Source organism: Caulobacter sp. GW822-FHT07D08 (assembly GCF_058798735.1).
In genome coordinates this window covers 172,791-194,926 of sequence record NZ_JBXAKU010000005.1, presented here as the reverse complement: position 1 = coordinate 194,926, position 22,136 = coordinate 172,791, and the positions used below count along the sequence as shown (strand labels likewise).

25 protein-coding genes are annotated in these 22,136 nt (G+C 67.6%); 10 read left to right on the top strand and 15 right to left on the bottom strand.

Annotated features, from left to right (window positions below):
- Positions 1-233: 233 nt before the first annotated feature.
- Both ctrA and AC1RJ9_RS11865 read left to right on the top strand, forming a co-directional pair.
- Positions 234-929: a response regulator transcription factor CtrA gene (gene ctrA, locus AC1RJ9_RS11870; protein ID WP_492837090.1), complete on the top strand. Its 696-nt coding sequence runs from the start codon at positions 234-236 to the stop codon at positions 927-929.
- A 259-nt stretch (positions 930-1,188) separates the two neighbouring features.
- Entirely contained in the window at positions 1,189-2,580 is a 1,392-nt protein-coding gene (locus AC1RJ9_RS11865; RefSeq protein WP_492837089.1) for a M23 family metallopeptidase, read from the top strand.
- A gap of 23 nt (positions 2,581-2,603) precedes the next feature.
- Here the strand turns inward: AC1RJ9_RS11865 and AC1RJ9_RS11860 are convergent, their stop codons facing one another.
- From AC1RJ9_RS11860 to AC1RJ9_RS11850, 3 genes are all read right to left on the bottom strand, one after another.
- Entirely contained in the window at positions 2,604-3,806 is a 1,203-nt protein-coding gene (locus AC1RJ9_RS11860) for a serine hydrolase domain-containing protein (RefSeq protein ID WP_492837088.1), read from the bottom strand.
- A gap of 115 nt (positions 3,807-3,921) precedes the next feature.
- Positions 3,922-4,776, bottom strand: a complete 855-nt coding sequence (locus AC1RJ9_RS11855; protein ID WP_492837087.1) for a LytTR family DNA-binding domain-containing protein — start codon at positions 4,774-4,776, stop codon at positions 3,922-3,924.
- A 59-nt stretch (positions 4,777-4,835) separates the two neighbouring features.
- Complete coding sequence (locus AC1RJ9_RS11850; protein ID WP_492837086.1) at positions 4,836-6,395, bottom strand: ATP-binding protein; 1,560 nt, start codon at positions 6,393-6,395, stop codon at positions 4,836-4,838.
- A gap of 318 nt (positions 6,396-6,713) precedes the next feature.
- Here AC1RJ9_RS11850 and AC1RJ9_RS11845 point away from each other — a divergent pair, with 318 nt between their 5' ends.
- The gene (locus tag AC1RJ9_RS11845; RefSeq protein ID WP_492837085.1) at positions 6,714-7,673 is read left to right on the top strand and encodes a DMT family transporter; all 960 of its coding nucleotides are present in this window, start codon (positions 6,714-6,716) and stop codon (positions 7,671-7,673) included.
- A 70-nt stretch (positions 7,674-7,743) separates the two neighbouring features.
- On the opposite strand, the gene AC1RJ9_RS11840 is transcribed toward AC1RJ9_RS11845, so the two are convergent.
- From AC1RJ9_RS11840 to AC1RJ9_RS11825, 4 genes are all read right to left on the bottom strand, one after another.
- Positions 7,744-9,036, bottom strand: coding sequence for a M20/M25/M40 family metallo-hydrolase (locus AC1RJ9_RS11840; RefSeq protein ID WP_492837084.1), 1,293 nt, complete (start codon positions 9,034-9,036; stop codon positions 7,744-7,746).
- Positions 9,037-9,206: 170 nt separating this feature from the next.
- Positions 9,207-11,261, bottom strand: a complete 2,055-nt coding sequence (locus tag AC1RJ9_RS11835) for a phosphocholine-specific phospholipase C (RefSeq protein WP_492837083.1) — start codon at positions 11,259-11,261, stop codon at positions 9,207-9,209.
- A gap of 81 nt (positions 11,262-11,342) precedes the next feature.
- A complete protein-coding gene (locus AC1RJ9_RS11830; RefSeq protein ID WP_492837082.1) occupies positions 11,343-12,443 on the bottom strand; it encodes a Zn-dependent alcohol dehydrogenase in 1,101 nt (366 codons plus the stop codon).
- An 89-nt stretch (positions 12,444-12,532) separates the two neighbouring features.
- A complete protein-coding gene (locus AC1RJ9_RS11825) occupies positions 12,533-13,006 on the bottom strand; it encodes a chemotaxis protein CheW (RefSeq protein WP_492837081.1) in 474 nt (157 codons plus the stop codon).
- 206 nt (positions 13,007-13,212) lie between these two features.
- Between AC1RJ9_RS11825 and AC1RJ9_RS11820 the strand changes: the two genes are divergently transcribed.
- A complete protein-coding gene (locus tag AC1RJ9_RS11820; RefSeq protein WP_492837080.1) occupies positions 13,213-13,605 on the top strand; it encodes a hypothetical protein in 393 nt (130 codons plus the stop codon).
- A gap of 184 nt (positions 13,606-13,789) precedes the next feature.
- Complete coding sequence (locus AC1RJ9_RS11815; protein WP_492837079.1) at positions 13,790-14,017, top strand: hypothetical protein; 228 nt, start codon at positions 13,790-13,792, stop codon at positions 14,015-14,017.
- A gap of 69 nt (positions 14,018-14,086) precedes the next feature.
- On the opposite strand, the gene AC1RJ9_RS11810 is transcribed toward AC1RJ9_RS11815, so the two are convergent.
- Together AC1RJ9_RS11810 and AC1RJ9_RS11805 are read right to left on the bottom strand one after the other, a co-directional pair.
- The gene (locus AC1RJ9_RS11810; RefSeq protein WP_492837078.1) at positions 14,087-14,638 is read right to left on the bottom strand and encodes a bactofilin family protein; all 552 of its coding nucleotides are present in this window, start codon (positions 14,636-14,638) and stop codon (positions 14,087-14,089) included.
- A gap of 78 nt (positions 14,639-14,716) precedes the next feature.
- Positions 14,717-14,959, bottom strand: a complete 243-nt coding sequence (locus AC1RJ9_RS11805; RefSeq protein ID WP_492837077.1) for a DUF2188 domain-containing protein — start codon at positions 14,957-14,959, stop codon at positions 14,717-14,719.
- 204 nt (positions 14,960-15,163) lie between these two features.
- Here AC1RJ9_RS11805 and AC1RJ9_RS11800 point away from each other — a divergent pair, with 204 nt between their 5' ends.
- Together AC1RJ9_RS11800 and AC1RJ9_RS11795 are read left to right on the top strand one after the other, a co-directional pair.
- Positions 15,164-15,445, top strand: a complete 282-nt coding sequence (locus AC1RJ9_RS11800; RefSeq protein WP_492837076.1) for a type II toxin-antitoxin system RelE/ParE family toxin — start codon at positions 15,164-15,166, stop codon at positions 15,443-15,445.
- Positions 15,420-15,746, top strand: coding sequence for a HigA family addiction module antitoxin (locus AC1RJ9_RS11795; protein WP_492837075.1), 327 nt, complete (start codon positions 15,420-15,422; stop codon positions 15,744-15,746). The genes AC1RJ9_RS11800 and AC1RJ9_RS11795 overlap by 26 nt, the downstream gene beginning before the upstream one ends.
- A gap of 4 nt (positions 15,747-15,750) precedes the next feature.
- Here the strand turns inward: AC1RJ9_RS11795 and cobS are convergent, their stop codons facing one another.
- Positions 15,751-16,761: a cobaltochelatase subunit CobS gene (cobS, locus tag AC1RJ9_RS11790; RefSeq protein ID WP_492837074.1), complete on the bottom strand. Its 1,011-nt coding sequence runs from the start codon at positions 16,759-16,761 to the stop codon at positions 15,751-15,753.
- Positions 16,762-16,906: 145 nt separating this feature from the next.
- Entirely contained in the window at positions 16,907-17,287 is a 381-nt protein-coding gene (locus AC1RJ9_RS11785) for an RcnB family protein (protein WP_492837073.1), read from the bottom strand.
- A gap of 123 nt (positions 17,288-17,410) precedes the next feature.
- Between AC1RJ9_RS11785 and AC1RJ9_RS11780 the strand changes: the two genes are divergently transcribed.
- Positions 17,411-18,118: a phosphatase PAP2 family protein gene (locus tag AC1RJ9_RS11780; protein WP_492837072.1), complete on the top strand. Its 708-nt coding sequence runs from the start codon at positions 17,411-17,413 to the stop codon at positions 18,116-18,118.
- Here the strand turns inward: AC1RJ9_RS11780 and AC1RJ9_RS11775 are convergent.
- Entirely contained in the window at positions 18,090-18,521 is a 432-nt protein-coding gene (locus AC1RJ9_RS11775; protein WP_492837071.1) for a hypothetical protein, read from the bottom strand. The genes AC1RJ9_RS11780 and AC1RJ9_RS11775 overlap by 29 nt on opposite strands.
- A 116-nt stretch (positions 18,522-18,637) precedes the next feature.
- The gene (locus AC1RJ9_RS11770; protein ID WP_492837070.1) at positions 18,638-19,294 is read right to left on the bottom strand and encodes a J domain-containing protein; all 657 of its coding nucleotides are present in this window, start codon (positions 19,292-19,294) and stop codon (positions 18,638-18,640) included.
- 58 nt (positions 19,295-19,352) lie between these two features.
- On the opposite strand from AC1RJ9_RS11770, the gene AC1RJ9_RS11765 reads away from it, so the two are divergent.
- Together AC1RJ9_RS11765 and cdd are read left to right on the top strand one after the other, a co-directional pair.
- Positions 19,353-19,625 (top strand): BolA family protein, encoded by a 273-nt coding sequence (locus tag AC1RJ9_RS11765; RefSeq protein WP_492837069.1) that lies wholly within the window; start codon positions 19,353-19,355, stop codon positions 19,623-19,625.
- A gap of 88 nt (positions 19,626-19,713) precedes the next feature.
- Positions 19,714-20,142 (top strand): cytidine deaminase, encoded by a 429-nt coding sequence (cdd, locus tag AC1RJ9_RS11760; RefSeq protein ID WP_492837068.1) that lies wholly within the window; start codon positions 19,714-19,716, stop codon positions 20,140-20,142.
- Positions 20,143-20,193: 51 nt separating this feature from the next.
- Here the strand turns inward: cdd and AC1RJ9_RS11755 are convergent, their stop codons facing one another.
- On the bottom strand, positions 20,194-20,562 hold the full coding sequence (locus tag AC1RJ9_RS11755) for a response regulator (protein ID WP_125155551.1): 369 nt from the start codon (positions 20,560-20,562) through the stop codon (positions 20,194-20,196).
- Positions 20,563-20,565: 3 nt separating this feature from the next.
- Positions 20,566-22,101 (bottom strand): HWE histidine kinase domain-containing protein, encoded by a 1,536-nt coding sequence (locus tag AC1RJ9_RS11750; protein WP_492837067.1) that lies wholly within the window; start codon positions 22,099-22,101, stop codon positions 20,566-20,568.
- Positions 22,102-22,136: the final 35 nt, after the last annotated feature.

Sequence of the window (22,136 nt, the reverse complement as noted above, 5' to 3'; positions counted from 1 at the left end):
TGAGCGGCCCAGTTAGGGACTTGGAAAGGGCCCTCGCGACGCCTGCGACCAATGTGTCCAGCGTCCCGTCCACGGCTTGCACCCGATTCGCAAATCAGATTAACCATTCGACCAACGGAAACATTCACCATTAACCAGTCTTAAATTAACTCACCGGCAGAGTGGCCGAAGGGTTTTCCGGCGGGCTTCCGCCTAAGACGTTCGAATACGCCAGATTTGGCGTGGAGGGGCTCATGCGCGTACTGTTGATCGAGGATGACAGCGCGACTGCGCAGACCATCGAGCTGATGCTGAAGTCTGAAGGCTTCAACGTCTATACGACGGATCTGGGTGAAGAAGGCGTCGATCTGGGCAAGATCTACGACTACGATCTGATCCTGCTCGACCTCAATCTTCCGGACATGAGCGGCCTCGATGTTCTGCGCACCCTGCGGGTCGCGAAGATCAACACGCCGATCATGATCCTGTCGGGTTCGTCGGAGATCGACACGAAGGTCAAGACCTTCTCGGGCGGCGCCGACGACTACATGACCAAGCCGTTCCACAAGGACGAGATGATCGCTCGCATCCACGCGGTGGTCCGTCGTTCGAAGGGTCACGCGCAATCGGTCATCAAGACCGGCGACATCATCGTTAACCTGGACGCCAAGACGGTCGAAGTGAACGGCAACCGCGTTCACCTGACCGGCAAAGAGTACCAGATGCTCGAGCTGCTCTCCCTGCGCAAGGGCACGACCCTGACCAAGGAAATGTTCCTGAACCACCTGTACGGCGGCATGGACGAGCCCGAGCTGAAGATCATCGACGTGTTCATCTGCAAGCTGCGCAAGAAGCTGGCGGCTTCGGCCCACGGCAAGCACCACATCGAGACGGTCTGGGGCCGCGGCTATGTGCTGCGCGACCCGAACGAGCAGGTCAACGCGGCCTAGTCTCGGACGAATTCAGTAAGCGTAACAGTACCGCGTACCCAAGACGCCCACCGGAAACGGTGGGCGTTTTCTTTTATGGATCATATGGTTGTGCTCCATTCTTTAACGACCGTTAGCCAAGTCGTGACAAAATGACCGAAGCGCCGAATAGTCCTTGCCGACGAGAGCACGCCTCGCGCATGGTCCGGCGCGACGATTGCTGGGGGGCTACCCGGCCGTGTCATTTTGACTTGCGCGGCATCGAACCGACGGGGGCACGATGCAGGAATTTGATCCGCGACGCAGCGCCACGCGCTGGGCGCCGAGGGTTTTCACCGCCGTGGCCGGCATGGCCGCCCTGGCGCTGGGCTGGAAACTGACCGCCGACGATGCGCAGCCGACCGCGGTCCGCGCGCCGCTCGATCCGGCCGCCCTCACCGCCTTGCAGCACGTGGCCTTCGCCAGCGCCGAGGCTCAGCCCGGCTTCGAGCGTCCCGAGAACATCGCCGTCAAGGTCCGGCCGGGCGAGACCCTGCAAGGCGCCGTGCAGCGCGCCGGCGTCGCCCCGGAAGACGCGCAAGCGGTCGTCGCCACCCTTCAGGGCGCCATCGACACCGTCAACATCAAGGCCGGCATGGCCTTCGAGGCCGCGGTCGCTCAGCGCCGCAGTGGTCGTGGAGGAATTGGGGGTGGTCCGGCCCGCCTGATCGGCCTGTCCATGCGCACCAGCCCCAACTCGACCCTGACCGTCTCGCGCACCTTCGACGGCGCCCTGCGCCTGCGCGAGCTGGAAGAGAAGGTGAAGGACGAGAAGAAAGTCGCCTGCGGCGAAATGAACGGCTCGTTCTACGAGAGCGTGGCCAATGTCGGCGGCACCCCGGCCGTGATCAGCGAGGCGGCCAAGCTGTTCTCGCACAAGATCGACTTCTCGCGCGACATCCACGAGGGCGACCGCTTCTGCCTGGTGTTCGAGCGCAAGGTCACCGAGAGCGGCCGCACCATCGAGGCCGGCGACCTGGAATACGCCGAGGTCAAGGGCCAGAAATTCTACGCCTTCGATCGCCGCGACAGCGACGGCAAGCCTCAGTTCTTCGACGAGTTGGGCAAGAACATCAAAGGCTTCCTGCTGCGCACCCCGGTGGACGGCGCGCGGATCACCTCGGTGTTCGGCATGCGCAAGCACCCCGTGCTGGGCTACACCCGCGCCCACCAGGGCGTCGACTTCGGGGCCGGAACCGGCACCCCGATCCTGGCCGCCGGCGACGGCGTCGTGCTGGAGGCCAAGCGCTGGGGCGGCTACGGCAACTGGCTGCGCATCCGCCACGCGGGCCAGTGGGACACCGGCTACGGCCACATCTCGCGCTACGCGCCCGGCATCCACGCCGGCTCGCGTGTCCGTCAGGGCCAGGTGGTCGCCTATGTCGGCTCGACCGGCTTGGCGTCGGGTCCGCACCTGCACTACGAGGTCTGGCTGAAGGGGCAGCGGGTCAACCCGATCGGCGCCAAGGTCCCGCAAGGCACGATCCTGGCCGGTTCGGAGCTGGCCTCGTTCAAGTCCCAGAAGTCCCGCATCGACCGCATGCTGGCCGAAGGCGGCCAGGCCGTCAGCGGCGAGGACACGCCGAAGCTGGCGATGGCGGACCTGGAAAAGGCCAAGAGCAGCCTGCGGTAGGGCGTCATCAAACCTGACAGGCCCTAGGACTTCGGTGTTTCCGCGGCCTTTGCCTCTTGAGCCTGGGCTTCGGCGAGCCAGCGGCGGTATTCCTGCAGGAATGGCGAGCCGGGATCGATCCGTTGCAGAATCTCGGGCATGGCGGCGAGGGCGCGGCGGTTGGGCGCGTTGAGAAAGACGATCACACCCGAGCGCGACGGCCTGGCGATATAGGCCACGGCCAGTTCCGACCAGTCGGCGCCGCCGTGCTCAAGGATGATCACGTCGCCGTAGCGCAGCACGTTGAAGCCCAGGCCGTAGCCTTGGGCGTCGGGGCAGGGCGGGGCCGGGACCGCGGCGCAGTCGACGGTCCGCTGGTCGGCCTTGTCCGTCTGGATGCGATCACGATCGGCGGCTAGGGCCGGGCCATAGCCCTCGGCGTCGACCACGGCGCGCAGGAAGGCCGCGTAGTCGCCCACCGTCGTGACCATGTCGTCGGCGGCGGCATAGCTTCCCTCGGCTCGGCACGCGGCCTTGCCCGCTGGACGGCAGTAATAGCCGTGGAAGACGCCGTCTTCGTCGACGGGGCGTGCGATCGTTTCGGTGTCGCCGCGACGCACCACGATGCTGCTGTGGGTCATTCCGATCGGCTTGAAGACGGTTTCGTCGACGAGGTCGGGGAAGGACGCGGAGAGTTTCCGCTCGGCGTAGCGGGCGACGTAGTCCAGGCCTTCGCCGGAATAGCCGTAGCGCTGGCCGGGCGTCTGCTGGAAGGCCAGCTTGCCGCCGCGCAGGAAGAAACGCCAGTTGGGCAGTCCGGTCGTGTGGTTCAACGCCATGCGCGGCGTGAGCAGCCCCACGCGCGGGTCGCTGGCCAGATCGGGATCGATCCAATAGGTCGCCATGGACTCGTCGAGAGCCAGGCGACCCTGGCCCACGAGGCGCAGGATCGTCTCGGCCGTGACCGTCTTGGTGATCGAGGCGACGTTGTAGCGCGTCGCGGCGCTGGCCGGAACGCCCGGCGACTGCTCGCCAGCATGATGCTGCCAGACCAGGACCCCGTCGCGAATGAGGCCCATGCCGGCGGTGACCACGCCGTGGCGCTTGACGAGCTGATCGATGGCGCGGGCGTCGGCCGTCGACGGAAGCGCGCTCCGGCGGGCCTTCGCCTGTGCGGGATGGGCGCTGGCGAGCAGCAGGAACGCGACGGCGAGGCGCGAGATCGCGCCGAGGTGTCTGGAACTCATGACAGGACCCACCAGGCTCGGAGATCGAGCTCATGGGTCTAACCTCGCGGCGAGAGGCGCCGAGGAAAAACCCGTCAATCGACACGGGCGCGCGCGAACCGACGTGCTGGGCCGGTTAAACGGTCAGCTCCCGCAACCGCCTGGCGCCGGCGCGGCTGGTCATGATCCTCTCGCCGTCCTCGAGGTGCAGCAGCATGCGGGCGTTGCCGGCCGGCTCGGCATGCGCCACCGCGCCCAAGCGGACGATGTGCGAGCGGTGGGCCCGCACGAACTGATCGGACTCGAGCATTTCCTCGAACCGCGAAAGGGGCGTGGTCGACAGGATGCGGCGCTGGCGCGTGACCACTTCCGAATAGCCGTCGGCCCCCGTGATCCGGATGAGATCGTTGGCCAGGATGGGCACGACCTCCCTGTCGCAGCGGATCAGTAGCGAGGCGGACGCTGGGGGCTTGGCGGCGCCGGACGGCCGGGCGGCGGCCCGGGGGGCGAGGACGGTGCTCGATCGACGCAAGGCTTCCAGTTCCCGCGCGGCGGCGCGCCAGGCCGTGAACAGCGCCAGGACCCCATAGACCGTCACGCCCTGGAAGATCTGCCAGCTGAGCGCGCCTTGGGCGAACGGCGCGGCCTTCAGGCCTCGGCTCAGCCACTCCGGCGACAGCGCGTAGCCGGCCAAGGTGCAGAAATACCAGCTGATGGAGAACGCCGCCGCGAGAAGCGGGTGGAGCAACACCAGCCCGCGGGCGCGACGGCCCACGACCAGGCGGTTCAGCACGGGCTGGAAGAGAAGCGCCGTGACGCCGGCGCCCAGTGTGTTGACGGCGGCGAAGCCCGCCGACCGAACGAACGGCTGGTCCAAGGTGGCGGCGAACGCCATCAAGTACCCGAGAAACAGCAAGGCCAGACCCAGCAGCCCACCGGCCGCCGCCGCATCTGGTCCGGTTGGGTTTCCGATCATGAGGCGACGTTGCAAGCGCATCCTCCAAGGTCACATCGCGCGTCGGAGTTCGCAATGGCTCCGGTCTATCCGGTCTAACCTACCGCCGCCCGGATTCCCGCCAGCAGGTTCGCCGCCGTGATCGGCTTGGCGACGTGCAGGTCGGCGCCGGCTTCCAGGGTCTGTTCGCGGTGGGCGCTCAGGGCGTTGGCGCTCAGCATGATGATCGGCGTGCGGGCCGCGCCGCTTTCGGCCTCCAGGGCGCGCAGGGCGCGGGTGGCGGCCAGGCCGTCCATGCGCGGCATCTGCACGTCCATCAGCACCACGTCGAAGGTCCCGGCCCGGAAGGCGTCGATGGCCTCAAGTCCGTCATTGACGGTCACCACCTCGGCGCCCAGGGTCGCGAGGATCAGCTGGGCCACGCGCTGGTTGGTCGGGTGGTCCTCGACCAGCAGCACCCGCAGCGGGGTGTCTTCGTTTTCGATCGGCGCGGCCTGGGCGTCGCGCGGGTCATCGGCCTGCTCGGGCGGCGCGTGGGGCAGGTCCAGCACGACGGTGAAGCGGCTGCCGGCCCCGGGGGTCGAGGCGGCCGAGATCTCGCCGCCCATCATCTCGACCAGCGAGCGGCAGATGGACAGGCCCAGGCCCGTGCCGCCGAACCGGCGGCTGATCGAGGCGTCGGCCTGGTGGAAGCGACCAAACAGGCCGGCGGCGTGGTCGGCGTCGAAGCCGATGCCGGTGTCCTCGATCTCGAAGGTGAGGGTGGTCTTCTCGCCGGCCGTCTCCGCGCGGACGCGCAGGGTGACCTCGCCGGCCTCGGTGAACTTGACGGCGTTGGACAGCAGGTTGCCGATCACCTGACCGATCCGTGTGCCGTCGCCCAGATAGCGGCCGTCCGTTCCCCTGGCCGTCGCGTCCAGGCCGTGCAGCCGCAGGGTCAGACCCTTCTCCTCGGCCCGATGGCGCATGACCTCGATACACGGGCGCAGGGCCTGGTCGAGGTCGAAGGGACGATTCTCCAGCTCCATCTGGCGAGCTTCGATCTTGGCGATATCGAGGAAGTCGGAGACCAGCCGTTCCAGGGTCGCGCCGGAGTCGCGGATCAGGCCGACCATCTCGGTCTGGTCGGCGTTCAGCGGCGTGCGGGCCAGGGCGTCGACGATGCCGATGACGCCGTTCAGCGGCGTGCGGATCTCGTGGCTGATATTCGCCAGGAAGTCGGTCTTGGCGCGGTTGGCCGCCTCGGCCGCCGCCTTGGCCTCGACCAGCGCCCGTTCGGCGGCCACGCGCTCGGTCACGTCGCGCGCCACGCCGTAGATGCGGTCGCCCAACCGCTGGGCGCGCCACTCCAGGGTCCGGTAATGGCCGTCCTTGTGGCGATACCGGTTGGTGAAACCCAGCACCGTGTCGCTATCCCGACGGTTCTCCACCTCCATGACGCTGCTCAGGGTGCCGGGCATGTCCTCGGGATGGACCAGACGCAGCAGCGGGCGGCCCTCCATGTCCTCTGGGCGGTGGCCCAGCTGCGCCTCCCACGAGCGGCTGGCCTTCAGCACGCGCCCATTGATGTCGCGGATGATCAGCAGGTCCAGCGAGACATCGAAGAAGGCGCTGATGTCGCCAGCCAGATTCTCGTGCGGGGTCGTCTGAGCCATGGTGAACGGGATCCTTGCTGCCGCCGAAAGTTTCGCCAAGGGCGAAGCGTCCAGTAAAGACGTCGATATCAGTGACGCTCGAATAGATGAACAACCAAGAGGGGGTTTGCGAAAGGACGGGCGTTCTGCGTTGAGGGCTATCCACTTAAGGTGGAGAGAACTTGAGGGAAACGTCGTTATCTCAATAGAACTTGGCGAGTGTTCTCGTGCTGGCCTCTAGAAGTCGCGTTTCAGGCGACGATTGAAGCGCGCTGACCCAGGCTTTAGAAGCTCCGCTTCGGACGAGGTGTTTCGCCCGCAACCTCGAGCGAGCCAGCGTTGTCCCAGCCCCGCGCCGATCTCTATCGCGACCGTCGCTTCGTCGTCGGCGTCGCCGTGCTGTGCTGCCTGCTCTGGGGCAGCGCCTTCCCGGCGGTGAAGGCGGGTTACGCCCTGCTGCATGTGGCCAAGACCGACATGGCCACGCAGATGCTGTTCGCCGGCTGGCGCTTCCTGGGGGCGGGGCTGATCCTGCTGGTCCTGGCCTTGCTGGGCCGCCGGTCGATCGCCGTGCCGCGCGACCGGATCGCCTCGGTGGTGGGGCTGGGCCTCGTCCAGACCACGCTGCAGTACGTTTTCTTCTATGTCGGCCTGGCCCACGCCAGCGGCGTGAAGTCGTCGATCATGAACGGCACGGGGGCGTTCTTCAGCGTGATCCTGGCGCACGTCCTCTATGCCAACGACCGCCTCACCGCCCGCAAGGCGGCCGGCTGCCTGTTGGGCTTCGCCGGCGTATTGGTGGTGAACCTGGGCGGCTCAAAGGGCGTGAAGGGCCTCGATTTCGAGTTCACCCTGCTGGGCGAGGGCTTCGTGGTCATCGCCGCCTTCGTGCTGGCGGCGGCTTCGATCTGGGGCAAGACCCTCTCGCAGAAGCTCGACCCGATGGTGATGACCGGCTGGCAGCTGGCCATCGGCGGCGCGGGACTTCTGGCGATCGGCGAGATCGGGGGCGGCCACCTCTCCGGCTTCGATGTCCGGTCGCTGGCGCTGCTGGCCTATATGGCCGGCCTGTCGGCGGCGGCCTTCGCGCTTTGGAGCCTGCTGATGAAGCACAATCCGGTCGGAATGCTGGCGGTGTTCAACTTCCTGATCCCGGTGTTCGGCGTGCTGCTGTCGGGGCTGTTCCTGCACGAGCCGGTGCTGGCCTGGAAGAACGCGGCGGCGCTGGCGCTGGTGTGCGGGGGGATCTGGCTGGTGACGCGGCGCGGCCGTCCTCGCCCTTCGACAAGCTCAGGGTGAGGACGACTTTTAGCGCGGGGCTTGAGTAGAAACCTCATCCTGAGCTTGTCGAAGGACGAGGTTTCGCTTCTCAGTTCACCCCCGCCACGGCCAGCAGCGCCGCCAGGCCCACCTGCATGCCCTGCACGCTGGGCGCCTTCTCGACGTCGATCCATTCGTCCAGGGCGTGGGCGCGGCCGGCCTTGCCGCCCGAACCGATGGTGACGGCGGGGATGCCCAGGCTCATCGGCACGTTGGAGTCGGTCGAACTGTCCTGATGCTCGGGCTTCATGCCCAGGGCCGAGATGGCGGCGGCGGTCAGCACCACGATGTCGGAGGTCTGGGGCGTGGTCCCGGCCGGGCGCTCGCCGATCACCTTGGCGTCGTAGCTGATCTTGCCGGCCCCCGTGGAGCGGGCGGCGTTCTCGCCCGCGACGGCCTTGTCGAGGATGCCGATGAAGGTCTGGTCCAGCTTGGCCAGTTCGGCGGCGCTTTCCGAGCGCATGTCGAACTCCATGAACACGCTGTTCGGGATCGAATTGACCGAGGTGCCGCCGCCGGTGACGCTGGCCGAATAGGTGACCTTGGGCTCCTTGGGGGCCTGCACGGCGTAGAGGTCGACCACGGCCTGGCTCATCGCGGTCATCGGGTTCACGAGGCCGAACGCGCCGTAGCTGTGGCCGCCCGGACCCTTGAAGGTCACGCGATAGCGCTTGGAGCCGACGCCCCGGTCGACGATCCGCGACGGGTCTGAGCCGTCCATCGAGAAGAAGGCGCTGATCTTGCCCTTGTACGGACCCTTGTTGAATAGGAACCGCGTACCGCGCAGGTCGCCGGGGCCTTCCTCGCCGACATTGCCGACGAACAGGATGTCGGCCTTGGTCGAGATCTTGGCCGCGTCCAGGGCGCGCATATAGGCCAGCAGGGTGGCCAGGGACCGGGTGTCGTCGCCGATGCCGGGGGCCATCAGCCTGGTCCCCTCGCGCTTGACCTTCACGTCCGTGCCTTCGGGGAAGACGGTGTCGAGGTGGGCGGCCAGCACCACGAACGGGCCCTTGCCCTTGGTCACCGTGCCCGGGCGCACGCCCATGACATTGCCCTCGGCGTCCATCTCGACGCTCGTGAGGCCGTGGGCCTTCAGCATTTCGAGATAGGCCTTAGCGCGGGCCTCTTCCTTGAACGGCGGGGCCGGGATCTGCGTCAGGGTGACGATGTCGGCGACCGTGCGATCGAAGTCGGCGTCCAGCTTGGCGGCCGCCGCCTTGAAGGCGGGCGACGCGACCATCCTGGCGACGGTCTTGTCGGCGTCAGGCTTGGGGGCGGCGAGCGTCGGCGTGGCGATGAGGGCCAGCGACAGCGCGATGAGGGACGGGCGGAGGGGCATGATGATGGTCCTGAACGAATCCCAGACCTAACCCCTAACCGATTTCCCCGGCGAAAGCCGGGGTCCAGGTTCTTCCGGAGCGGTTTGGGTGGGGCCGCCTAAAGCCGAGCCAATTCTTCGGCGTCCGTGGGTTCGATCTGGGCCCCGGCTTTCGCCGGGGAAATCGGAATCTAGAGGGTCAGCCGCGCCGCGCCTCCCATCAGCGGGTCGCTGATCGAATCCCTGCCGGTCTCGATCCGGCCCGCCAGCCGCCGCAGCCAGGCCGGATCGGCGGCGTCGCGGACGGTCAGGTCGTACCAGCCCTGCTTGGTGGCGAAGGTCTTGGCCTGGGTCGCGCCGGCCGCCAGGCTGACGCGCCAGGGCTCGGCGCCCCCCTCGACGAAGACGATGCGCGGTTCGTGGCCGGTATTGGTCAGGGTCAGCCGCATCGCGCCGCCGCTGGCCCGCCCGGTGACCTCGACCCCCGTTGCGGTCCCGGTGAAACGGCGGTGGAAGCCGTTCGGCCCCAGCACCCACAGGTCGTGCGGCCCGGCGGGCCAGGCGTCCTCCAGCGAGGCCTGCGGACCGATCGTGTAGCGGCGCGGAACCGCGTCCAGCCGCTGGCGGTCATAGACGTGCAGAACCGCCGCCTGGGCGCCCGCATTGGTCAGGGTCAGGGTCATGGCCCCGTCCTTCACCCGGCCGTCCACGGCCAGGGCGTAGGGCAGAGCGCGCGAGGGCCGCACGCCCTTGGCCTGGACCGGGGCGACGATCGTCGTCGGCGTCGGCGGCTTGATCTCCTTCAGCTTGGCCGCGCGGGCCGCGGTCTCGGCGGTCGGCGGCAGCGGGGCGAAGGGCTTGTGGTTCGGGGTCTTGAAGTCGAAGCACGAGGTCAGGTCGCCGCACACCGCCCGCCGCCAGGGCGCGATATTGGGCTCCATCACCCCGAAGCGCGTCTCCAGGAAGCGGATCACCGAGGTGTGGTCGAAGACCTGGCTGTCGACCCAGCCGCCCCGGCTCCACGGCGAGATGGCGTAGAGCGGCACGCGCGGACCCAGGCCATAGGGTCGGTTCATCAGGTCGTCGCGCTCGGACTTGGCCTCGGTCGGGTTGCGCACGGTGTGGTGCATGCCCGTCAGGTCGATGGTCGAGCCGCCGATCAGCTTGCCGTCCGCGTCCTTGGACGGCGGCGACGGCGGCGGCATGTGGTCGAAGAAGCCGTCGTTCTCGTCGAAGTTGACGATCAGCACCGTCCGCGCCCAGACCTTGGGATCGGCGGTCAGGGCGTCGATGACCCGGGCGGTATAGTCCGCGCCCTGGGCCGGGCTGGACGGGGCGGGGTGCTCGCTGTCGGCGGCCGGGGCGATGATCCACGACACCTGCGGCAGGCGGCCGGCGACGACGTCCTCGCGCAGCTTGTCCAGGTGCCAGGTGCTCAGGGCCAGGTCCTTCAGGCGCTTGTCCGAGCCCGGAACCTCCTTGTGGGCGTCGCGATAGGCCTTGAAGCCGGCCAGGGGGTTGTCGGTGAAGTTGTCGGCCATGTCCTGGTAGATCCGCCAGGAGACGCCGGCCTTCAGCAGCCGCTCGGGATAACTAGTCCATGTGTAGGACTCCGCCGCGCCGCCCTTGTCCGGGAAGTCGTCGTGCGAGTTGGAGATCGACGGGCCGCCTTGCGTGCCGGACGGATCGTTGGTCCCGGTCCACAGGAACAGGCGGTTGGTGTTGGTCCCGGTCTGGGTCGCGCAGTGATAGGCGTCGCAGAGGGTGAAGGTCTCGGCCAGGGCGAACTGGAACGGGATATCGGCCCGCTCGAAATAGCCCATCGACCAGGCGTGCTTGGCGTCGGGCCAGCGGTCCATGCGGCCCTGGTCCCAGGCGTCCTGGGCGTCGGTCCAGCTGTGCGGCGTGCTCTCCACCCGCATGTGGGCGAAGGTCTTGGTGGTCTCCAGCGGGAACGGCGCCAGCAACTGGTCGCCATAGCTCTGGACGAACACCGAGCCGCCCTTGCGCGCGCCCTTGTCCCTGACCGGAACCGGGAAGCGGTCGCCGAAGCCGCGCACCCCCGCCATGGTCCCGAAATAGTGATCGAAGCCGCGGTTTTCCTGCATCAGGATCACCACGTGCTCGACGTCCTTGATCGTGCCGGTGCGGACGTCGGCGTCGATCGCCGCCGCCCGGGCCAGGGCTGGCGGCAAAGCCATGGCGCCGATCGCGGCGAGCAGACTGCGGCGGTCGAGCTGGGGCATGGCGAGGCTCCGGAGAAGGTTTCGCCGGAATTAGCACAGCTATTTGGTCAGTGATGTGACAACTGGACTAGACCAGGGCGATCAGTCGAACACGATCACCGACCGCGCCAGTTCCCCGCGCTTCAGCTCGTCGAACGCGCTGTTGACGTCTTCCAGCTTGATCCGGCGCGAAATCAGTTCGTCCAGCTTCAACCGGCCCTGCATGTAGAAGTCCACCAGGCGCGGCATGTCGACCGGGAAGCGGTTGGAGCCCATGTAGCTGCCCTGGATCCGGCGCTCTCCGAGAAAGTCGACGCCGTGCAGCTCGATCTTGGTTCCGACCGGGATCATGCCGATCACATTGGCCGTGCCGCCCCGGCGCAGCATCTTGAACGAGGCTTCCGCCGTGGCCTTCAGGCCGATGGCCTCGAAGCTGTGGTGGACGCCGCCGCCGGTCAGCTCGACCACGGCCTTGGCGATGTCGTCGACGGCCGAGGCGTCGATCACGTCCGTCGCGCCGAAGGTCTTGGCCAGGGTCAGCTTGGAGGGCATGCGGTCGATGGCGATGATCCGGCCCGCGCCGGCGATCGCCGCGCCGTTGATGGTGGCCAGGCCCACGCCGCCGCAGCCGATCACCGCCACGGTCTCGCCCGGCCGGACGTTGGAGGTGTGCATCACCGCCCCGACCCCGGTCATCACCGAGCAGCCGATCAGGGCGGCGCGGTCGAACGGCATGTCCTTGCGGATGGCGACGCAGGCGTGCTCGTGCACCAGCATGTACTCGGCGAAGGACGACAGGTTCAGGAACTGGGCCATCGGACCGGTCCCGCCGCCCAGGTCTTCCTTGAAGAGGCGCGGCTCGCCGCCCTTCGGACGCTTGGTCTCCGGGCTGATGCACAGGTTCATGTGGCCCGTGAGGCAGACCTCGCAGTGGCCGCAGTAGGGGTTGAGGCAGGTGATGACGTGGTCGCCGACCTTCACGGTCCGCACCTCGTCGCCGACCGCCTCGACGATCCCGGCGCTCTCATGGCCCAGCACGGCGGGCAGGGGATGGGTGTAGGAGCCCTCGACGAAGTGCAGGTCGGAGTGGCAGACGCCGGCGGCCTTGGTGCGGATCAGCACCTCGCGCGGTCCCGGCTTGCCGATGGCCACGGTTTCGATCTCGAGGGGCTTGCCCACCTCGCGCAGAACAGCGGCCTTCATGCGTGTCTCCCTTTGACCTGCGGGGAGACTAGCGTTCCGTCCAGCCCAAACGGAAGAGGTATTCGAACAAATGTTTGGACTGGGCGGCTTTACGCGGCCAGCGCCTGTTGGCGTTCCGGCAGGATGCGGCTGACGGCCAGCAGGACCGTCATGTCGCCTTCGCCGCTGGTGATCACGGCGGCGACCAGCGGCGAGTCCTCGCCGTCGCCCAGGGACGGGGGCGCGTTGATGTGCTCGGCCTCGACGGTGAAGCTGTCGCAGACCGCGTCGACCAGCAGGCCGGCGACGTCGTCATGGTTCTCGACCACGATGATCACCTGGCGCGCGCCGTCCTGGGCGGGGCCCTTGCCGAGGCGCCACGACAGGTCGATGACCGGCATGACCTGGCCGCGCAGATTGATGACGCCGCGCACGTAGGGCGGGGCTTCGGGCAGCGGAGTCGGCGGGGTCACGCCGCGGATCTCGCGCACCGCGCTGACGGGGACGCAATAGGTCTGGGCCCCGACCTCGAACGAGAGGACCTGCAGGGCTTGGCCTTGGGCGTAGGACACGGTGTCGGTCATGAGGGCGGTCTCCGTGGAGGTCGCAAAGATCTGTTCCGACCCACCTTTTCTGAAAAAGATGAACAAACCCGTTCCGACGATCGTTGAAAGACTCCGTTCAGGCGCCGTTCAGGCTCGGAGTCCGATCGTCCACATGACGCTTGAGACGACGCGCCGCGCCGCCAGGAAGCGAAGGACCCAAGTTCGAGAGAGCCAAGGAGGCCATCATGGCCAGCAAGATCATCACCACGGTCGGTCGGGTCGCCGCCGGCGTCGCCGCGCTCTCGCTGGTCGCCGCCGCGACCACGGCCTCGGCCGACCCGCGCTACGGCCACTATCGCGGCCATCGCGGCAATGACACCGCCGCCGTGGCCGTCGCCGCCGGCATCGTTGGTCTGGCGGTCGGCGCGGCGATCTCGGACGGCAACCGCAACGATCGCTACGACCGCGGCTACTACGACCAAGGCTACTACGCCCCGCCGCCGCCCCCGCCGCGCTATGGCTATGGCTACGGCTACGCCCCGCGACCGTACTACGGCCGCCCCGCTCGCGATTGCTGGACGACCCGCGAGTACGACCGCTGGAACGGCGCGTACTACGAACGGACTGTCTGCCGCTAAGCGTTCATGAAATCGGATCGCCGTTGTGAGCCGGCGATCCGACAGGCGCTGTCCGCCCCGACATCGCCGTCCAGCCCCGGCGTCTTCGGACGTCGGGGCTTTTCGTTTTGAGGATTCGGGGACTCGACTCTGGCGAACAATAAGAACAAAAAAGGAACATTACCGCGCCGCAGGAGGATCGCCCATGTCGTTCGCCGATCAGACTTCCGTCTTCCAGAGCCCGTTCGGCGCTGGCCTGCGCCTGACAGACGATCGGCTGGACATCGCCGAGGCGGTGCTGGCGGGGGCGTGGCGCACCTTGCGCGCGGCCGGGTTCGGCGAGGCCGAGGTCCAGGCGCTGTTCGACCAGATCGCCGACCGGCCCGAGGATCTGGCGCGCCGCCTGCGCAAGATGGCCAATGCGACGGCCTGAGCTTCGCTTGCCATAGGCCATCCTACTCCTGACGAGTCAGGACCGATGACGCGCCATGGGACTACACACCTAGTGCGCGACGTGGCTGTACGGCGTCTGCGAAGCCGACGGCGGAGCGGTCGGCGCCGGTTGCGGGGCCGGCTGGGCGTGGGCCTGGGGCTGAGCTTGAGCCGCTTGCGGTTGCGGTTGAGCCGGGGCCGGGCGGCGGAACTTCAGGCTGCGGCCCTGGAACTGAGCGCCGGTCTCCATGGCCAGCTGCTCATGGGTGATGTCGCCGTCGATTCGCGCCGTGCCGTACAGGCGCACGGCCTGGGCCGTCACCGCGCCGATCACCAGGCCGTGGATCTCAATGGCCTGGGCGATGATCGAGCCCTCGATGCGGGCGTTCGGACCGACGATCAGCTTGCCCACCTTCACATCGCCCAGCACCACGCAGTCGAGATGCACCTCGACGTCGCCGACGATGTCGCCGCGGATGGTCAGGCCCTGGCTGAACATCGAGGCCGGCTTCGGGCGCGCGGGCGCGGGCGCGGCCTGCTGAGGCTGCGGCGCCGCGGCGCGACCTTGATCCAGCGGGGTCAGGGCCAGCGGCGCGGCGGTGTCTTTCTTCTTGGCGAACATCGGCGGCGACCTTTGTCTCAAAATGGGCTTCAGGAAGCACCATGCCGCAAGAACCGGGCCGATTTCAGGACTGAGCCGTCAGGCGTCCTTGACGTGAGTGGTGGGGCGATCCTCGCCGGACGAGACTTCCTGATGCCAGACGGCGTTCTTGTCCTCGTAGGTGATGCCCTCGGTCTCGCCCGAGACCCGCTGCTCGCCGGCCGCGCGCTGGGCCGCCTTCAGCGCCGCGTCGTGGCTCGCGAAGGTCTCGGAGAAGGTGTCGCCCACCTTATAGGCCCAGCCGCCGTCGTGCTCGACGATGATGTAGGTGAGGTCGGTCATGGGGCGTCTCCAGGTAAGCGTCGCAGGTGAACGGGGCGCCAGGGGAGGGGGTTCCGGATGGCGAGTCTTGTCGGATCGTGCGGCAGATGACGATCGCCGTCCATCGATTGCGCTGCAATCTATGGTAATATAAATCTACTATAGCGAGCTTAGTGAGAGCGCCATGATTGAACCGCATAACGTTATGCGTTATGGTTCCCCAAGGTGATCAGAGGTTTCGCCAATCGCGAAACCCAGCTCATCTGGGAAGGCGTGCGCGCGCGTCGACTGCCTGGTGACATACAGGCCTCGGCTCTGCGGAAGCTGCGTATTCTCAATCGCGTGGCGCGCCTCGATCAATTGCGCGCGCCGCCGGGCAATCGGTTGGAGGCGTTGCAGGGCGATCGCGCCGGGCAACACTCCATTCGCATCAATGACCAGTGGCGAATCTGCTTCCGCTGGCGCGACGGGAATGCCGAGGATGTCGAAATCTGCGACTACCATTGAGATCGACCCGGCCGATTGGCTGCACAATCCCACGCCGGGCGATATTTTGCTGGAGGACTTCCTGAAGCCGATCGGCATGAGCCAGACGGCCTTGGCCAAGGCGATCGGCGTGCCGCCGCGCCGTATCAACGAGATCGTCTTGGGCAAGCGGGCGGTGACGGCTGACACCGACCTGCGGCTGGCCCGCTACTGGGGCCTGTCGGAAGGCTTCTGGCTGCACCTGCAGACGGATTTCGACCTGATGGAGCAGAAGCGGAAGATGGGCGCGGAGCTGGACAAGATCACGCCGCGGGCGGCGTGATCTTTTAGGCCACCTTCACCCGCGCCGCGCTTTCCGGCAGGTCCGTTCCGAACGCGCGCTGGAAGAATTCGGCCACCGTGGGGCGTTCGAGCTCGTCGCACTTGTTCAGGAAGGTCAGGCGGAAGGCCAGGGCCACGTCGTGATCGAAGATCTCGGCGTTCTGGGCCCAGGTGATCACCGTGCGCGGGCTCATGACTGTCGAGATGTCGCCGTTCATGAAGGCGTTGCGGGTCATGTCGGCGACGCGGACCATGGCCGAGATCGTGCGCTTGCCTTCCGTCGTGTCGTAGGACGGGTTCTTGGCCAGGACGATCGCCGCCTCGACGTCGTGCTCCAGATAATTCAGCGTGGTGACGATCGACCAGCGGTCCATCTGGCCTTGGTTGATCTGCTGGGTGCCGTGATAGAGGCCGGTGGTGTCGCCCAGACCGATGGTGTTGGTCGTCGAGAACAGCCGGAAATACGGATTGGCGCGGATGACGCGGTTCTGGTCGAGCAAGGTCAGCTTGCCGCCGGCTTCCAGCACGCGCTGGATCACGAACATCACGTCCGGACGGCCGGCGTCATATTCGTCGAACACCAGGGCGATCGGGCGCTGCAGGGCCCAGGGCAGGATGCCCTCGCGGAATTCGGTGACCTGCTTGCCTTCCTTCAGGACGATGGCGTCCTTGCCCACGAGGTCGATCCGCGAGACGTGGCTGTCCAGGTTCACCCGGACCAGCGGCCAGTTCAGGCGCGCGGCGATCTGCTCGATGTGGGTCGACTTGCCGGTGCCGTGATAGCCCTGGACCATCACGCGGCGATCCTTGGCGAAGCCGGCGCAGATGGCCTTGGTCGTCTGGGGATCGAACTTGTAGGCCGTGTCGATCTCGGGAACGTGCGGGTCGCGGTGCGAGAAGGCTGGAACCTTCATGTCGCTGTCGACGCCGAACGCGTCTCGGAGCGTCACCCACTTGTCGGGGACCAGGGTGATCAGCGGATCGGCGGCGGAGCTGGTTTCGGCGAACTCGGGCATGACATCGGATTAAACGCTTGAGCCCCCCCGTTTCAATTGGAATCCAATTGAAACGAAAGTTTGAGTCCGCGGAGCGCGACCAAAGTCACGCTTTGGGGCAGGGGAAGAGGGCGCCGCGTCGCGGCGCCCGCTCCAGCGCTATTTTCTAGTGGTTGGCGATGATCACCGAGGCGATCAGGCCGGTCGCGACGGCGGCCAGGACGTATTGATCGTTCACGCGCTGCCAGCGATAGCCGCGCGGCGGCTGGCGCAGGCCGTAGCGACGATAGTCGCTGACGTAATAGCTGTTGCCGCGATAGCGGTGGTCCAGGCGTTGGCCCTTGGCCCAGCGGCGATACTCGCGTCGGTCGTCACGGCGGTCGTCGCGGCGATCCATACGGTTTTCGTGACGCGCCTGGTCGCGGCGGCCTTGTTCATAGGCCTGGTTGCCGCGATGGTTGTCGTTGCGATAGTCCTGGGCCGAAGCGGCGCCAGCGCCGCCGGCCAGCATCAGAACGGCGAGCGAAGCGGTGATAAGACGTTTCATGGTCGGTCTCCTTGGAAGGTGAGAGCACCCTAGGATGCTCGACCTAGAGGCGGGATGAACGGCCCCGCTCAGCTTAAGTTCATGTTTCATTTGAGATATGTTGTTGCGAGAAGTGTCGACTAGATGACCATCCGTTTGATCCGTATCGGCTTTCCGGGACTGCTGTCCGCCGCGCGCCGCGAATTGGGCGCGACCAGCGCCCTGCTGGTGGTCACGCTGGGCGGCTGGGGCTTCCTGTCGATCGCGGATGAGGTGGCCGAGGGCGAGACCCGGGCGCTGGATCTCTCGGTGCTGAAAGCCCTGCGGGTCGACGGCCAGCCGCACGAACTGATCGGGCCCGGATGGCTGCACGTGGCCGCCGCCGACATCACCGCTCTGGGCTCGGTGACGGTGCTGGGCCTGATCATCCTGCTGGCCTTCGCCCTGCTGGCGTCCCTGCGCCGCTGGAGCGAGGGACTGCTGCTGGTGGCCGGGGCGGGGGGCGGCCTGCTGATCAGCCAGGGCCTGAAGCGGGTGTTCGAGCGCGAGCGGCCGGATCTGGTCTACCGCGCGGTCGAGGCGGTCAACGCCATGCTGTCGGCCGTCGTGTTCCTGACCCTGGGCGTGCTGGCCGCGCGCTTCGCGGACCGTCGGCGGGTCAAGGTTCTGGCGGTCGGGGCGGCGGTGCTGGTCAGCCTGCTGGTCGGCCTCAGCCGCGTCTATCTGGGCGTCCACTGGGCCAGCGACGTCCTGGCCGGCTGGTGCATGGGCGCGGCCTGGGCCATGGCCTGCTGGCTGGCGGCGTTCTTCGTCCAGCGGCGGTTCAGGCCTTCGGCTTTGGCCGCCACCTGAGTTCCAGCGTCGTCCACACGGCTCCGACCATGTCGGCCAAGCCCACGGCCAGCCAGGCCTTGGGCAGCCAGTCCAGCAGGACGAAGGCGCCGATCACCACCAGCGACAACACCCGCAGCACCACCGACGCTCGCATATAGGTGCGCTGCCCGGTCCAGCCGGCGACGTGGTAGCCCATGGCGTAGGCCATCAGCAGCAGGCCGGCGAATCGCACCCAGGGCAGGGAGGCCGTCTCGACGTGGGCGTGCAGCAGCGCCAGCACCGGGCGCGGCGCGACGGCCAGGGCCAGGCCCGCCGTCGAGATGAGGCCGCCCCAGGCCCAGATGCTCCAGGGTTTGCCGAACGGCACCGGGGTCACCGGCGTCGGCGGATCGACCGGCGCGCGCCAATCTGGGTCGGTCATGAGATGTCTGTCCCTCGCCCGGAAAGGCGGCGCGAGGATGGCCCAGGCGCGGGCCGTTCCGCAAGCTCGGAGCGATTTGGCCGTCGCGCGGCCGGGAGCGCGGGGAGGGGAAGGCCCTAAGCCTTCACCATCCCCGACTTCTGCAGGGTCTTGTACGCCTTGATGACCCTCTGGAGCTTGTGCTCGGCGCTGCGGTCGCCGCCGTTGGCGTCGGGGTGGCAGCGCTTGAGCAGTTCCTTGTACTTGGCCTTGATCGCGGCGCTGTCGGCGCCGGCTTCCAGGTCGAGGTCGGCCAGAGCCTGGCGTTCCAGCTTGCCCAGGCTGCGCTCGGCGGCGTCGCGCGCGGACTCGGCCTTGCGCTGCTGGGCCCGGAAGATGCCGAACGGGTCGGCGAAGGCGCGGGCGTCGCGGGCGGCCGCCGCGGCGGCTTCCCGGGAGTTGGCGTCGGCCTTGAAGCTCCAGGTCGGGCGACCGCCGGTCTGGCGCTCAGCCTCCTGGGCGGCGCGGATCTGCGCCTCGCTCATGCCGGCGTAGAAATTCCAGTTCTTGTTGTACTCGGCCGCGTGCTGCTGACAGAACCAGTAGTGCTGGTTCGGCAGGTCGCGCGACTTCGGCGCCTTGGTCGATCCCGCCAGTCGGCAGTCGGGATGATCGCAGCGTTTTTCGCCGGGCTTGAGGCCCAGGACGTCGTTGACCACGTCGTCCTCGCCCTTCTTGGGAGGGCGGACACGGATGTCGGTGAATTTGGGGCGATACTCGAACGGCCGGTTCATGGCGCTTAGAGTAATCCCGCGCTATTTCCGTTCAAGGATTGACATGCAAGAGACGCACATGGGCGACGTCACGGACACCCTCCTTCGCAAGCTGAACGAGGCTTTTTCGCCCTCGAAGCTCGAACTGGTCGACGACAGCGACCGCCATCACGGCCACGCGGGCCACACCGGTTCGGGCGAGAGCCACTTCAATCTGCGAATCGAGGCCGAGGCCTTTGCCGGTAAGGCCCGGGTGATGCGCCAGCGCATGGTGATGAAGGTGTTGGCCGAAGAGTTGGCGGGGCCGGTCCACGCCCTGTCGATCATCGCCAAGGCGCCCGGCGAAGCGTAAGGCGGCGCTTACTTTTTTGCTTGCCTGACGGCTCTGCGGCTGATTGCCTCTCTCCCCGGCGCGATCCTGCCGGCAGGCCAGAAACCGCATGAGCGCCGACGTCACCCAAAGCCCCGAATCCGTCGAACAGGACGCCGCGCGGATCCTGCCGGACCTGCTGTCGCGCGCCTACGCCCGCTATTCGAACTTCACGGTGGCCGCGGCGGTGATCGACGACGAGGGCCGCGCGCACTACGGCGTCAATGTCGAGAACGCCGCCTATCCGGCGGGCACGTGCGCCGAGCAGACGGCGATCGGGGCGATGATCACGGCCGGCGGCTCGCGGAAGATCGACAAGGTGCTGATCGCCGCCGGCTCCGACGCGGTGGTCCAGCCGTGCGGCGCCTGCCGTCAGCGCATCGCCGAGTTCGCGGGCGAAGCCTGCGAGATCGTCTCGGTCCAGGGCGGCCGGACGACCGAGCGGATCCCTTTCTGGACCTTGCTGCCCCATTCCTTCGGGCCACGCGACCTGGACTGACCCGCCGCGCGAAATTCACGCCATGAGCCGTTTCCCTGGGAGGGGAGCGGCCTAAGCCGTCTGGCCGACCAGGGTCTCGAGCACACGGCGCAGATCGGCCTCGCGGAAGGGCTTCTGCAGCACGGTCGCGCCGCGGTGGTCGTCGGTCAGGCCCGCCTCGCCATAGCCGCTGGCGAAGGCGAAGGGCACGCCGCGCGCCTTCAGGGCGTCGGCGACCGGGAAGATCGGGCGGCCGCCCAGATTGACGTCCAGCAGGGCCGCGTCGATGTCGGCCGACCCCGCCAGGCGCAAGGCTTCCTCGATCTCGGCCGCGGGACCGACGATCGTGCAGCCGAGGTCGGTCAGCATGTCCTCGACCAGCATCGAGACCAGCGCCTCGTCTTCGACGACCAGGACCTTCAGGGACGTAAGAGTCTTCATGTTTCAGGGCTCCAGCGCGCGCAGGGGCAACGCCATTTGGCAGACGAGGCCGACGGTATCATAGGTCAGCTCGACCGCGCCGGATAGCTCGGCCGCAAGGCCGCGCTCCAGAAGGCGTACGCCGAAGCCGCGACGGGCCGGCGGCGAGGCGGGCGGACCGCCGCTTTCGGTCCAGGTGAGACGCAAAACGCCGTCCTCGATGGCCCAATCGACGGCCACGCGGCCGTTCGGGGTCGAGAGAGCGCCGTACTTGGCCGCATTGGTGGTCAGTTCATGGATGCCCATGCCCAGGGCCACCGCGGCCTTCGGATTGAGGCGCACGTCGCCGGCATAGGTGAAGCCGACGCGATCCTCGCCGGCCATGGCGAGCAGCTCGAGGTCGAACACCTCGCGCAGGCTGGCGCCGGCCCAGCTTTCGCGGGTCAGCAGGTCGTGGGTGTGCGACAGGGCGATCAGCCGGGTCTCGAAGGCGTCGCGGAAGAACTCCGGCGCGGCGACCGACCGCAGGGTCTGGGCGGCGATCGACTGCACGGTGGCCAGGCTGTTCTTCACCCGGTGATTCAGCTCGTTGACCAGCAGCTTCTGACGTTCCTCGGCGCGCTTGCGCTCGGTGATGTCCAGCGACACCCCGGCCAGGCGCCGCACGCCGCCGTTGTCGGCGCTCGTGGCCGCGCGGCCGCGGGCGTGCAGCCAGCGCAGCTCGCCGGTCGGGTGCACCACGCGATACTCGATGTCGTAGTTCGTCCCGTCACGGATGGCGCTCTCGATCGCCGCCAGGACGCGCGGACGATCCTCGGGATGGATGGTCTCGATCAGGTCGGCGAAGGTGAAGGTCTCGTCCGGCCGGCGCCCGTAGTTGAGCTTGCAGAGGTCCGAGGCCTCGTAGGTCTTGGTGGCGACGTCCAGATCCCACGACCCCATGCGGCCGCTGTCGAGCGCGAACTTCAGCCGCTCCTCGGCCCGCCGGCGCTGGGTCAGTTCGGCCACGGCTCCGGCGTTCAGCTTGATCGAATCGATGGTGGCCGCCACCTGGGCGCCGAGGCCGATGACCAGGGTCTCGTCATGGAGGCTGAAGCGGCCCGGCTCGGGATGGCCGAAGAACAGGCCGCCCAGCACCTCGCCCCGCCGCGTGGCGACCGGAATGGCCAGGTAGCTGCGAACCGGAAGATGCCCCTCCGGCATGCCCTTGCGCGGGGCGTTCTTGCCATAGCGCGGGTCCTGGGTGATGTCGTCCGACCGCACGACGCCGGCGTTCTCGAAGGTGGGGGCGAAGACCTCGGTCTTGCGGAGCTTGGGGAAGCTGGCGAACGCTTCGGGCGCGGCGCCCGACAGGCGATAGAGCGCGTAGGATTCCCCATCCGGCTCGACCTGATTGTAGAAGAACGCCCCGTACGCGGCGCCGATGATCTCGCGCGCCCCGTCCAGCACCACCTGTACGCAGGTGTCGATGTCGGTGCTGCTGGTCACGGCCGCGTTCACCCGGGCCAGGGTTTCGGACTTACGGATTTCGTCGGCGAGGGCGGCTTCCAGCTGGGCCAAGCGCGCTCGCGCGTCCGGCTCATCGCCGTCGCGAA

Coding starts and splice junctions, on each gene's coding strand:
- ctrA (WP_492837090.1), top strand. CDS start 234: ATGCGCGTACTGTTGATCGAGGATGACAGCGCGACTGCGCAGACCATC.
- AC1RJ9_RS11865 (WP_492837089.1), top strand. CDS start 1,189: ATGCAGGAATTTGATCCGCGACGCAGCGCCACGCGCTGGGCGCCGAGG.
- AC1RJ9_RS11860 (WP_492837088.1), bottom strand. CDS start 3,806: ATGAGTTCCAGACACCTCGGCGCGATCTCGCGCCTCGCCGTCGCGTTC.
- AC1RJ9_RS11850 (WP_492837086.1), bottom strand. CDS start 6,395: ATGGCTCAGACGACCCCGCACGAGAATCTGGCTGGCGACATCAGCGCC.
- AC1RJ9_RS11840 (WP_492837084.1), bottom strand. CDS start 9,036: ATGCCCCTCCGCCCGTCCCTCATCGCGCTGTCGCTGGCCCTCATCGCC.
- AC1RJ9_RS11835 (WP_492837083.1), bottom strand. CDS start 11,261: ATGCCCCAGCTCGACCGCCGCAGTCTGCTCGCCGCGATCGGCGCCATG.
- AC1RJ9_RS11830 (WP_492837082.1), bottom strand. CDS start 12,443: ATGAAGGCCGCTGTTCTGCGCGAGGTGGGCAAGCCCCTCGAGATCGAA.
- AC1RJ9_RS11825 (WP_492837081.1), bottom strand. CDS start 13,006: ATGACCGACACCGTGTCCTACGCCCAAGGCCAAGCCCTGCAGGTCCTC.
- AC1RJ9_RS11820 (WP_492837080.1), top strand. CDS start 13,213: ATGGCCAGCAAGATCATCACCACGGTCGGTCGGGTCGCCGCCGGCGTC.
- AC1RJ9_RS11815 (WP_492837079.1), top strand. CDS start 13,790: ATGTCGTTCGCCGATCAGACTTCCGTCTTCCAGAGCCCGTTCGGCGCT.
- AC1RJ9_RS11810 (WP_492837078.1), bottom strand. CDS start 14,638: ATGTTCGCCAAGAAGAAAGACACCGCCGCGCCGCTGGCCCTGACCCCG.
- AC1RJ9_RS11805 (WP_492837077.1), bottom strand. CDS start 14,959: ATGACCGACCTCACCTACATCATCGTCGAGCACGACGGCGGCTGGGCC.
- AC1RJ9_RS11795 (WP_492837075.1), top strand. CDS start 15,420: ATGTCGAAATCTGCGACTACCATTGAGATCGACCCGGCCGATTGGCTG.
- cobS (WP_492837074.1), bottom strand. CDS start 16,761: ATGCCCGAGTTCGCCGAAACCAGCTCCGCCGCCGATCCGCTGATCACC.
- AC1RJ9_RS11785 (WP_492837073.1), bottom strand. CDS start 17,287: ATGAAACGTCTTATCACCGCTTCGCTCGCCGTTCTGATGCTGGCCGGC.
- AC1RJ9_RS11780 (WP_492837072.1), top strand. CDS start 17,411: ATGACCATCCGTTTGATCCGTATCGGCTTTCCGGGACTGCTGTCCGCC.
- AC1RJ9_RS11775 (WP_492837071.1), bottom strand. CDS start 18,521: ATGACCGACCCAGATTGGCGCGCGCCGGTCGATCCGCCGACGCCGGTG.
- AC1RJ9_RS11770 (WP_492837070.1), bottom strand. CDS start 19,294: ATGAACCGGCCGTTCGAGTATCGCCCCAAATTCACCGACATCCGTGTC.
- AC1RJ9_RS11765 (WP_492837069.1), top strand. CDS start 19,353: ATGGGCGACGTCACGGACACCCTCCTTCGCAAGCTGAACGAGGCTTTT.
- cdd (WP_492837068.1), top strand. CDS start 19,714: ATGAGCGCCGACGTCACCCAAAGCCCCGAATCCGTCGAACAGGACGCC.
- AC1RJ9_RS11755 (WP_125155551.1), bottom strand. CDS start 20,562: ATGAAGACTCTTACGTCCCTGAAGGTCCTGGTCGTCGAAGACGAGGCG.